This window comes from Bacillus nitratireducens (assembly GCF_001884135.1).
GTDB classification, from domain to species: Bacteria; Bacillota; Bacilli; order Bacillales; family Bacillaceae_G; genus Bacillus_A; species Bacillus_A nitratireducens.
Genome location: NZ_MAOC01000045.1, coordinates 1 through 10,192, shown reverse-complemented (window position 1 = coordinate 10,192; position 10,192 = coordinate 1). Strand labels below are relative to the sequence as shown.

The window sequence follows — 10,192 nt, the reverse complement described above, 5'->3', positions numbered from 1 at the left end:
TTATGGGGCTATTGAATATATAGAAAATGATCCATCAAAGTTGACGATTCCAAGGTGGGAAGCTAATGCCGATAATTATCCATTTACTGCAAGAGGGTTTACAGGAAGTAAGAATATTGCATTACCAGAATTTTCATATGAAAGGGGTTATGCAAGAGCTTTCCAAGATGGAGATATATTGAATATTATAGATTCAGAAACTGGCAATGTAGCAACAAAATTTGAATTTAATAAAAAAATCGGATGGGTTATGACTGACTAGGAAGGAAGTATAATAAAGTATGAGTGACTACGCTATTTATAAAAATAATTTGTATAGAATAGATGTATCGGATAATAACCTAGAGCTTATAAGTAATTCAAATGAATCCATAAAATATGGATTTAAAGAATTAAAATTTGAACAAGGATTCGTTTCAAAAGTAATATATATAAAAGAGGTTGATATTAATGAAGTAGAGATGGCTTATAAATTGAAATACAAAGTAATATATAAGGAAAAAGAATTTGTTCCATGGGCAATAGGTAAGTTTATACTAGAAATAAATAAAATTACGCTAGGTACAAGTGATGAAAAAGAAGCTAGAAATTATGGATTTGAAAAGATGGAACAATTTGTTTTTAAAAAAGAGGTTCCAATAGAGGAAGTAGATGCTTTAATAGAAATTAAGGATCCTATTTTGAAATTTCAAAATATGGATGAAAAGGTCACTAGAATCGAACAAAAGGATATAAGAAGTTATTTAAAGAACCTTTTAGAATAGATTATATTTAATTATATTGTATTAAAAGGAGAAAAAATGAAAATGAGTAGTGTATCTATACAAGAAAAAATAAATGAATTAAATAGAATAGAAAAAAGCTCAGAGCATTATTTAAATAAATATAATGAAATTTTAAGATCTATAGTCAGTTTAAAAGAAATATACACTGTAGTTAGTAGAAATACAACAGATGAAGAAGTTAAAGATAATAAAGGGAAAATATTCTTTGGATTAAATAATAACATGCCTACAATGTGGCTTTTTTCAGAAGAAAAAATAGCAAAGGAATATGCAGAGTATTACCAATTTAAGAGAAATGACATATATTTAGTAAAAAAAGTTGAATTCCAAGAGTTACTAATAAGTTCTTATTATGCAATGTTCTCTGGTATATACCAAGTCATTATTGATGAAGGAAGAGATTTCATAATCTGCAACATATATGATTTGGTAAATGAATGTTTTGTAAAACAAGGTCAACCTCCAGTATTAGCTAAAAGTGAATATGCAATTATGAATGTATTAAATAGTGTAAGATTCTGCGATGATAAGTTGTGGATTGTTCCAAGTAAGGATACAATAGGTGAAGAAATAATACTAAATAAATTTGTCCCAGTGGTAGAAAAAGATTATATTAAAGTTTTTATTAGTGAAAAAGATTGCAAAAAGTATTCTAAAGAGCAAGGAAATACAAATGAAATTGCAATAGATATGAATATGAGTAGCTTGCAAAATATAATAAAAGTAACTATTGATAATAATATAAAAAATGTGAGGTTTTTAATTAATGATAGTGAAGTTAAGATGAGTACTACTAAATTATACAATATATTACAACGAATGCACGGAGCAGAGTAGTAGATAAAATTAAAGGTAATTTTAAGTTAATGAAATTAAAAAGTTTTAAAATATTCTGCCATTTAAATGATTTTTGCTCTAAATGAAAGATGTAATGAAAAGAAAAAATAATTATATATTATAGCTAAGAATAGAACCAATGTTTCTAATGGAAGAAGCATTGGTTCTATTTTTATGTGAAAGAAATTGAGATGAGTAATAACAATGTGTTTGAATGTAGCAAGAAAAATAGATACGATATATACCAACATAAAAAATAACTGCAGAAAATCTAGATCCCAAGCTGCGGCCAGTAGTAGCTTAGGATGTACCTGTAGAACATAACTAGTGGCTTGAGCAGAAAACGGCAGCGTTTTTTGATGGGTTGAATTTGAAGAGTGGTGCTAAATATACTCATAGTATGATAGAGAATCCTGGGCCTTTAGCTGAAATGAGGGGAAATCCAGTATCAAACTTTCTAGCAGGCAAATATAATGTGAAAATTTTGGATGAAGATACAACTTTATATCGTTCAGGCAAAAAAGGAGGATTAACAATTCTGGGAGAAGAACAAAATGCGCTTGGATAGTGGTTTACAAGAGAACTAGCAGAATCAGTTGCAAAAGTACGGATAGATTCTACGATTAAAGCTCAATGGATAGATCCTAAAACAGGTGTACTGACAGGTACTTCGCCAATAGAATCAACATACGCAATAAAAATTCCTAAAGGAACTACAATATATGAACGGCCGGTTGGATATCAAGGAGTTCATTACCTTGGTGTAGAAAATTGTAATCAAATTTTTATTTCGGAACCATGGAAGATTAATGGGGTAGAGCCTTTAAGTGAAACACCAATAAAATAGGAGGTATGATAGTGAGTTCAAGTAAGCTAGTAATAGATAAATTAGAAAAACTTTTTAGTGAATTGGGTGTAATATTAGAGGGAAATAAGAAAGGTGATATAGATTATCAGATATCTGAAGTTAGATATGTAATTAATATTTTAAATGAATGCCAAAATAATAATTATATAGACTTTGATGATGTTATAAATGAAATAAAATTAACTTATAGTAATCTATATCCACCAAGAGGAGGATTATCTGATTTCTTTATATGGAAGGCAGATTTTAATGAACGCGTTAGAGCTAATGAGCCTTTAGGGAGAATTGGGGATGAATTGGGGGAAATGTTAAAGTAATTAATTGTAAAGGAATAGAAAATAATTGGTTCTGTTGCAAAGTTTTTTAACAGAGAAAAAGTTGGTAGGATTGCAGATGGATTTTATGCAATCGTTAGTAATTGTTGTAATTCATTATACGTCGAAAAAACGAAGTTTGGTTGTTGCAAACTTCGTTTTCGTTTATATAGAGCATGAACGGTTTCAATACCTTTCAAGGTACGTGAAGCATGACGAAGGCTTTGAATCCTGTAGATTTGGCAAAACGTCTTTTTACATGTCTATGGTCTTGTTCAATGAGATTGTTCAAATGTTTGACTGTACAATGAGTTGTACGTCTATAAAAACCTTGTTTTTTTAATCAATGTAATCTCTTCTTCCTGCAAGAATTAGTTTTTTATGTTATTAGAAGTGGGTTCTTCTAAGTTTATCAGATACCTTATATGTAAATAAAATCCCAGGAAATCATAGTTCCTAGGATTTTTTATCAATTTGGTTAAGAAGCATAGCATGATTTAGCTTAAATCTTTAAGTAGATTATTTTCCCATGGAACAACACTCAATAGAGTTTTTTTATAATTAAACAAGTGCAATACGTAATTAATATTATACTTATCTTTATTTATGAATTCTATATCATTTGCGTTAAAGTGGCTGCCGATACGAAAGGCGTTAAAATACTCGTGCCAATCTGAATAAGAATGTTGTGAAAGTCGTGCAGCCTGTATCATAAAGTTCTTTGCTTCCTGTTTTGATAAATAACCGAGTCTTCTACCGACCCGACATAAACAGATACACCATGCATAATCAAACGCTGCAATTCCGGAATCCGTCAAAATATGTAATCCGTAATTAGCAATATAAAGTTTTTCATAGTCAGGATGGTCTTTCGATAATTGCTTTCGCGCTGCCTCGGAAAGAGGATTCAATTGATGGCGTATACGATTAAATTCCTGCCGTGTTCCTTCTTCTAAAAACCAAATGATTTTCTCTTTTAACTCCGTCGAATTTTCGATCTTCCATGTCCATAACACGTTCTTCAAAAAACGTTTCCCAATAAAGCGGTCTCTGATAAGGGTGAATTCATATCGGGTAAAGTAGTTTGTAAGATAAAAACAATTCAAACAAACGGAAGACAGACAGCGGAAATATAGTTCGAGCTGTTTCTCTCGTTTTCTTTTATATAAGACAGGCATTCTGTCTCCTCCTTATGCTAATGTTTTAAGCCTAACGAATTTCCATGCTTCCCAACTAAGTGGAAGTAGGAGAAGTAATGCATATTTAGATGGTAATGGGGTTAAAACAATAAGAATCATAAAGATCAAATAAACCCAGGTGCGGCTAATAAATATAAATAAAAGGTATAGCGCATATTGGATAATAAACTTCATATTTATTTCTTGTTTCTGTCTCTTCTCTGGAATTTCAGTGTGAATTCGAATACTGTATGAGCGAAATTCTACGCGCTCCGGATAACGCTTTACCACATCTAGCCCCCTAGTGGCTACAGTTTCTATATCACCTGATTCGAACGAATACTTCACTAATAAGAACTGTGCGCCCATATGCTCCGGCTCAATCGAAAGTAGATGCTCACAGTCCTTGATAGCATCCGCAAACTGCCCGCGGTCATAGTAAATCTGAGCGCGATACATTAAAGCATCCAGGTCATCTGGGCAAATGACAAGTATGTCATTGAATGATTGTAACGCACGTTCTTTATTTTCGATGCGCAAATAATAAATGCCCTGCATGCGTAAAAGTTCCGGATCTTCTTGATAAAGCTCGTATGCAAAATCGAGTGCACTTTTTGCTGTTTCTAAGTTATTATTCATAAGTGTGAGCTGGACTTCTTCACGTAAATGAAAATACGCTTCAAAATCTAAATCATCACTTTTCTTGAAAATATCATAACGCATTTCCTTCTCGCCACTCATTCTCTCTAGCAAAAATTGTACCGTTTCTTCACCGTATTCAAACTCTAACTCCTCTTTTTGCTCACTAAAGCGAAATACATTGTCGAGAAGTTCCCAAATCGAGCGGGGGAAATGGTAATGATATTGTAAAAATTCTATTAATCTATCTTGAATCACTGCCGCATGTTCTACGTCCCATATCACATCGGAACTTAATAAGTCTTCCCAATTTTTCGGCTCGATTCGTGCAAAGTAATCGTTATACAGCGTCTCGATTTTTTCCGTAAATGCGTGAACGGGATGTTCTGAAACGAGAGTAGCGGTAAGTTCAGCATCACCATCCATCCATGTAGGAGAAACAGGATGGATATAGGAATTTCCTTCGTTTTCATCTGTTTTTTCTAGTTGAGAGGGAGGTGCGGTCTTCATTTGTTTTGCGCTTTTTATCGCTTTATCAAATGCTTCTCTCAGTCTCTGATATCCTTCAGGATCTTCTTCGGGATGATAAATCTTTAGAAGTTTTGCATAAGCCTTTTTAATAGCTGCAATATTATCGGTAGGGTCAATTTCTAACGTTTCCCAAATGCTCATGAATGACAGACCCACCTTTCAATATTCTCTAAATGCTCTTTTAATATATGAGCAGCTTCTTTCACTTTTTTATCATTTTGCGTTGTGAGCGCATTTTCAAATTGCTGTAACAAGATAGCGACTTTCTGGCGTTCGTCACCGAGTAATTCTTCATAGAGCCGTTCGCCTTTTGCGAGCAGCAATCGGTTTTCGGACCGGTCTCGTGGATGAATTTTAATTTCTTTCAATTCTAGTAGTCTAGCTTCAATTTCTTTTTCTGTAAGATTTCCGGCATTTTGTTGGATAATTGCTCTTTTTTTCTCTCCAGTCGTTGTACTTATTACCTCGACTTCGAGAATGCCATTTATGTCATATGTATAACGAATGTCAATCGCCTCTTGTCCAGCAGGAGCAGGAGGGACTTTAATTTTAAGTTCGCCAAGTTTTAAGTTATTTTTAACCAAGCGGTTTTCTCCTTGATAAACATCGACAAGTATGGAGTGTTGTCTATCATTGACAGTATAAAGTCGTTCCACTCGACTTACAGGAATTGGTGTATTTCGTTCAATAATCGGGAAGAAGTATCCGGATTCTTGTTGTCCATTTCCGAACGCTTGAACAACACTAGTTCCTAACGTATATGGACAAACATCCGTTAAGATAACCTCTTCTAGTGCTTTGTTTCGTTCTTTTAAAGCAACTTGAATCGCAGCACCTAAAGCAACCGTTTCATCAGGATTAATATTCGCATGAGGCATGCGTCCGAACATTTTAGAAATGACGGATTTGATAAGCGGCATCCTTGTCGCCCCGCCAATTAGAATGACAGCATCTAAATCCTTAGGGTTTAGCGACGCATCGCGAAGTGCGCGTTCAATCGGATAGCGAAGCCGTAAGAGAAGCGGGGTTACTAATTTTTCAAATTCACTTCTGTTAATGCGAGTTTCATACGTCTCATTATGAATAACGACTTTCATAATCGCGGCAGGCTCATTACATAATGTAAGTTTGCAACGTTCTGCTTGTGCATAAATTAAAGATAGCGTTTTTGAGTCAAGGGAATCGGAATCGAGTTGGTGTGACTCTAAAAAAAAGGACATGAGACTGTTTGTGAAGTCTTCGCCTCCAAGATAATTATCGCCGGCAATCGATTTAACATCCATCACTCCTTCAAATAATTCCAAAATGGATACGTCAAATGTTCCACCGCCTAAATCAAATACAAGAAATTTTGTCTCTGCCGCTTCCTGATACAGTCCGTAAGCGATAGCAGCTGCCGTTGGCTCACTAATGAGACGTTCAACTTTTAATCCAGCAATTTCAGCAGCTCGTTTTGTCGCTTTGCGCTGAGCATCGTTGAAATAAGCAGGTACGCTAATGACAGCACCAGTAACCGCTTCGTTTAAATAAGCTTCTGCATCTTGTTTTAAAGATTGGATGATAAAAGATGAAAGTTCTTCTGAAGAAAATGTATACATACCTAACTCGTATTTTTTCTCTGTTCCTATAAATCGCTTAAACGTTGATGCTGTAACGTTCGGATGGGTAATCAGCCGTTCTTTGGCGATGCGTCCGACTAAAACTTCACCGCTCTCGTCAACGCTGATGACAGATGGCGTAAGATATTCGCCAAGTGCATTGGGGATAAGGGCTGCACCATGATCCGTCCAATAGGCTACTAAACTATTCGTTGTTCCTAGGTCAATTCCAATCGTTACCATAATAATCTCCTCTCGTTTTTTATCCATCATACTATATATCATTATAATAATATATAGTATGGTGGATAAAAATGGAATCATAGGGTTTTATTCCTTGAAGGAAATGGAGAGAAACAGATAGTTTAGTAGTGTTGAGTTTGTTATAAGCAAAGAGGTATAATTTTATCAGAATGTTTTTACAAACATGGTGAAATTTTATGTAAAGGGTGGTAAAGAGGTCAGATGATAATTGGAATTATATGTTTGATTTTAGGAATAGCGTTAATTTGGATGAGTGGAGGGGGACTTTTATTATTGGTGCCTGGCATTTTGTTTACAGTGGCGGGCGGTGTTATATGTGTGATTTTTAGACGGTTAGAAAAAGAAAGAAGAAGATTAAGTAAGAATGGTTAGAAGTTACATATTGTATAGTTTGTACTTACATGATTAGGCGGAAGCATCGAGTCTAAAATATCTCTTATATTTTATAAATTATAAAAAAGAACCCTAAACCTCTTGTTTTAGGGTTCTAATCATGAAAGAATCGTTATTCTATATGACTAGTTAACAAATAGACAATATATCTATTTTGTCGCTTTTCGTCCTTCTAATATTCAGTATAGAGATAAACTGAAAAGGCAATGAGTACGAGAATGAATAGGATATTGCTAAACATGGAAACGTCCGCATTGTTTGCAATTCCTAGGAAGCTTTGGCGCATTGCGGAATGGTCCATCATTGCTGCTGTATAGGTAATACAGATTGACATCGCGACATTGAGTGTTAAATTATAAAACTCGATTGCTGTTCCTGTTTTTTCTTTCTCGATTGTACAAATGCAAGAATCAAGTAATGGTGCATACATGAATGCAAATGAACTAGAGAATAGAACCATAGATATGACGAATACAATGGCAATTACCAATGTCCATTGTATATTTGGAGGAATTTAGATTTATAAAAGAAATTAAATAAGTAGGAGGTTTAGAATGAATATTAGTGAGTTAAAAACTAGATTGAATGAATTAGGAATAGAAGAACATGAATACAACTTAGGTGATAAATCTATTGGTGAATTGGAATTAGGTATATTAAAAGAAGAAAAAGTATGGAAAATATATCAATCATTAGAGAGAGGTAGAATGAATATTATAGATACTTTTGAAAATGAAAATGATGCTTGTGAATTGATATTAAAATATTTGATAATGCGAAAGAATCGAAGAGAGAGAAGAAAATAATGTTTTTCTCCTAAAAAATACCTAGCATTAACCATAAAGCGATAAAATCAATTTATGGTTAATGCTAGGTATTTTTTGTTCTGAATTAAAACAATCAACTTGTACGACCGATGAATTACATGCTTACTTAAATAATATTGACAGTAAGTTAGCAGAAGAAGTGGAGAAAACAGGGAAATGGCCAGAAGAAGTACAAATTCCAAAGAATTCTGATGTCTTAAGGGCTGATGGACACATTGATTGGGGGCAAGTACCAAACGGTGGCTATGTTGTAAATAAAGATGGGAAAGTCATGAAGGATGAGTATACACCAAAAATAGGTGAAGTTATTGACCGATATGGACCGTCAAATGGTACGTATACATCACCTGTGGTAAATGGAAAACCTTATAGTTACGGCGAGAGAGCTCTTCCGTATTTGGAAGATGTGAGCAAATACTATCAATATGAGGTTGTAAGTGATTTCTCGGATATAAAAACCTATATTGATAACTGTAGTGACCCTACACTAAAAGCACAGGTAGATGCTGCTATTCAAAAGTACTATTGTGGTGATTATAGCAAATTAAAAGCACAAATTGGAGAGATAGCCCCAGGTTTTGGGACCATAAAAGGGGGAACACAAATACAACTTCCTTTAACAGTCGAACAATTAGAAGGATTGAAATTATTGAAACAAATAAAATAAGGAGGATAATTTTAATATGACAAGAGATGAGGCAAAACGAATCCTATCAGAAGAAGGACTAAAATATTATAACTGGTTTCATGAAAAAGATGTGGATCCGGATAAGGTTCTAATTTATAAAGAGGATAATAAGTGGCTTGTTTGTGCAACTGATGAGAGATCGAGTATTGTAGAAACCTCAATTGCTTATTATGGTAATGAAGAAGAGGCATTAGATGATTTTATTAAACGAGTAAGATTGGAAAAGATATTAAAGCCATGAAGATAAAAGGTTGAATTAATTATTTTTAAATATAGTTAAAAAGCAGTAACCCGAAATTAATTTCAGGTTACTACTTTTTAAGTTAGTCCTCAAAGTCATCAAGGTTATAAGTTTTTTCTCAATAACTTTCCCATCATCATTTAGCTTGACTTTCGTTCATACTTCTTGATTGTAAGGATTAGGATGTTTGTTCCCATCAAGTATTTCTCCAAATTCATCGTAACAGAAGTAATCATTATATCGATTTTACAATCTTTTTGAGCTTCTGATCTGAGACGGCTTTTTTAATCGAAAGTATATTTTTCACTGTCCGTTTTGAAGAGTTAATATGTACTCTCGAAAATGTTTTTTTAAAAATCCCCCCACTCTTCTTGGGTTAATCCCGCCTCATATTTATCCCATTCTAAATTTAATATCAAGTCCATGAACTTTCGGTAGCTGGCATTGGGAATGTGGGAGAAAGAAAAACACTTGGAGAAGTATTTTCTGCTGTTAAGAGTGGAACTAAGGGGACGGATGATATTGGAACACCGCCTCGATACGGGAAAAGAAGAATCTTAAAGGAATTATATGATGAATTAAGAGATGGAACGCCTATTGCAAAGTTACGAGAAAAAGTTAACGAGGGCATTGAGGATAAAATAGGAACGCCTGACCCTGCTTTACCTGGTAAGTATATTACAGGTAGACTTCAAGCTAATCATATCGTATCAATGAAAAATATGGCGAAGACTTTGAAATCCTGCGGATTTGGAAAAACGTCGCTTGATATGTCTATGATCCTGTTCGATGAGATTATTCAAATGCTTGATTGTGCAATGAATGGTATGCTTATAAAAGCCTTGCTCTCTCAATTTATTGAACGTGCAAAGTAACGTGGGAGCCTTGCCTGTTGTGAGAACCGTTGCTTCTCCAAATGTTTTTACTAGTCTTTTCATAAAGGCATAAGCCGCTTGATGATCTCGTTTTTTGCGAAGCTGAATATCCAATGTGTGTCCATCTTTATCAATTGATTGATAGAGATAACGC

Annotated in this window: 12 protein-coding genes and 4 pseudogenes; 10 read left to right on the top strand and 6 right to left on the bottom strand. The window is 34.0% G+C overall.

Going from position 1 to position 10,192, the window contains the following annotated elements:
- From BAU23_RS15695 to BAU23_RS15670, 5 genes are all read left to right on the top strand, one after another.
- The coding region (locus tag BAU23_RS15695; protein ID WP_071734799.1) for a hypothetical protein at positions 1–262 on the top strand (262 nt) is incomplete at its 5' end.
- 19 nt (positions 263–281) lie between these two features.
- Positions 282–764, top strand: coding sequence for a hypothetical protein (locus BAU23_RS15690; RefSeq protein WP_025150784.1), 483 nt, complete (start codon positions 282–284; stop codon positions 762–764).
- Between the two features lie 42 nt (positions 765–806).
- Positions 807–1,622, top strand: coding sequence for a hypothetical protein (locus tag BAU23_RS15680; RefSeq protein ID WP_199640577.1), 816 nt, complete (start codon positions 807–809; stop codon positions 1,620–1,622).
- Positions 1,623–1,992: 370 nt separating this feature from the next.
- On the top strand, positions 1,993–2,190 hold the full coding sequence (locus tag BAU23_RS15675) for a hypothetical protein (RefSeq protein WP_071734798.1): 198 nt from the start codon (positions 1,993–1,995) through the stop codon (positions 2,188–2,190).
- 290 nt (positions 2,191–2,480) lie between these two features.
- Complete coding sequence (locus BAU23_RS15670; protein ID WP_116733302.1) at positions 2,481–2,807, top strand: hypothetical protein; 327 nt, start codon at positions 2,481–2,483, stop codon at positions 2,805–2,807.
- Positions 2,808–2,890: 83 nt separating this feature from the next.
- Here BAU23_RS15670 and BAU23_RS29840 read toward each other — a convergent pair.
- The 4 genes and pseudogenes from BAU23_RS29840 to BAU23_RS15650 all read right to left on the bottom strand — a co-directional run.
- A pseudogene (locus tag BAU23_RS29840) lies at positions 2,891–3,147 on the bottom strand (DDE-type integrase/transposase/recombinase); the annotation flags it as partial.
- Between the two features lie 154 nt (positions 3,148–3,301).
- Positions 3,302–3,982 carry a DUF1266 domain-containing protein gene (locus BAU23_RS15660; RefSeq protein WP_071734797.1) on the bottom strand — a complete coding sequence of 227 codons (681 nt, stop codon included), beginning with the start codon at positions 3,980–3,982 and terminating at the stop codon, positions 3,302–3,304.
- Between the two features lie 12 nt (positions 3,983–3,994).
- Positions 3,995–5,293, bottom strand: a complete 1,299-nt coding sequence (locus BAU23_RS15655; protein WP_071734796.1) for a J domain-containing protein — start codon at positions 5,291–5,293, stop codon at positions 3,995–3,997.
- Complete coding sequence (locus tag BAU23_RS15650; RefSeq protein WP_071734795.1) at positions 5,290–6,993, bottom strand: molecular chaperone HscC; 1,704 nt, start codon at positions 6,991–6,993, stop codon at positions 5,290–5,292. Before BAU23_RS15650 ends, BAU23_RS15655 begins: the two co-directional genes overlap by 4 nt.
- A gap of 222 nt (positions 6,994–7,215) precedes the next feature.
- Here BAU23_RS15650 and BAU23_RS30215 point away from each other — a divergent pair, with 222 nt between their 5' ends.
- Positions 7,216–7,386 (top strand): hypothetical protein, encoded by a 171-nt coding sequence (locus tag BAU23_RS30215; protein ID WP_000583424.1) that lies wholly within the window; start codon positions 7,216–7,218, stop codon positions 7,384–7,386.
- A gap of 200 nt (positions 7,387–7,586) precedes the next feature.
- On the opposite strand, the pseudogene BAU23_RS15645 reads toward BAU23_RS30215, so the two are convergent.
- Positions 7,587–7,885: pseudogene (locus tag BAU23_RS15645) on the bottom strand (MFS transporter); the annotation flags it as partial.
- A gap of 76 nt (positions 7,886–7,961) precedes the next feature.
- On the opposite strand from BAU23_RS15645, the gene BAU23_RS15640 reads away from it, so the two are divergent.
- The 4 genes and pseudogenes from BAU23_RS15640 to BAU23_RS30935 form a co-directional block, all read left to right on the top strand.
- A complete protein-coding gene (locus BAU23_RS15640) occupies positions 7,962–8,213 on the top strand; it encodes a hypothetical protein (protein ID WP_071734794.1) in 252 nt (83 codons plus the stop codon).
- 61 nt (positions 8,214–8,274) lie between these two features.
- Positions 8,275–8,901 carry a TNT domain-containing protein gene (locus BAU23_RS29215; RefSeq protein WP_083583363.1) on the top strand — a complete coding sequence of 209 codons (627 nt, stop codon included), beginning with the start codon at positions 8,275–8,277 and terminating at the stop codon, positions 8,899–8,901.
- 16 nt (positions 8,902–8,917) lie between these two features.
- On the top strand, positions 8,918–9,163 hold the full coding sequence (locus BAU23_RS15630) for a hypothetical protein (RefSeq protein ID WP_071734793.1): 246 nt from the start codon (positions 8,918–8,920) through the stop codon (positions 9,161–9,163).
- 452 nt (positions 9,164–9,615) lie between these two features.
- Positions 9,616–9,894, top strand: a pseudogene (locus BAU23_RS30935) (hypothetical protein); the annotation flags it as partial.
- Positions 9,895–9,921: 27 nt separating this feature from the next.
- Here BAU23_RS30935 and BAU23_RS15620 read toward each other — a convergent pair.
- Positions 9,922–10,192: pseudogene (locus BAU23_RS15620) on the bottom strand (DDE-type integrase/transposase/recombinase); the annotation flags it as partial.

Excerpts from the sequence above, each read along its gene's own strand:
- BAU23_RS15660 (WP_071734797.1), bottom strand. The coding sequence starts at position 3,982 with ATGCCTGTCTTATATAAAAGAAAACGAGAGAAACAGCTCGAACTATAT.
- BAU23_RS15630 (WP_071734793.1), top strand. The coding sequence starts at position 8,918 with ATGACAAGAGATGAGGCAAAACGAATCCTATCAGAAGAAGGACTAAAA.
- BAU23_RS15650 (WP_071734795.1), bottom strand. The coding sequence starts at position 6,993 with ATGGTAACGATTGGAATTGACCTAGGAACAACGAATAGTTTAGTAGCC.
- BAU23_RS15640 (WP_071734794.1), top strand. The coding sequence starts at position 7,962 with ATGAATATTAGTGAGTTAAAAACTAGATTGAATGAATTAGGAATAGAA.
- BAU23_RS15655 (WP_071734796.1), bottom strand. The coding sequence starts at position 5,293 with ATGAGCATTTGGGAAACGTTAGAAATTGACCCTACCGATAATATTGCA.
- BAU23_RS15680 (WP_199640577.1), top strand. The coding sequence starts at position 807 with ATGAGTAGTGTATCTATACAAGAAAAAATAAATGAATTAAATAGAATA.
- BAU23_RS29215 (WP_083583363.1), top strand. The coding sequence starts at position 8,275 with ATGCTAGGTATTTTTTGTTCTGAATTAAAACAATCAACTTGTACGACC.
- BAU23_RS15690 (WP_025150784.1), top strand. The coding sequence starts at position 282 with ATGAGTGACTACGCTATTTATAAAAATAATTTGTATAGAATAGATGTA.
- BAU23_RS30215 (WP_000583424.1), top strand. The coding sequence starts at position 7,216 with ATGATAATTGGAATTATATGTTTGATTTTAGGAATAGCGTTAATTTGG.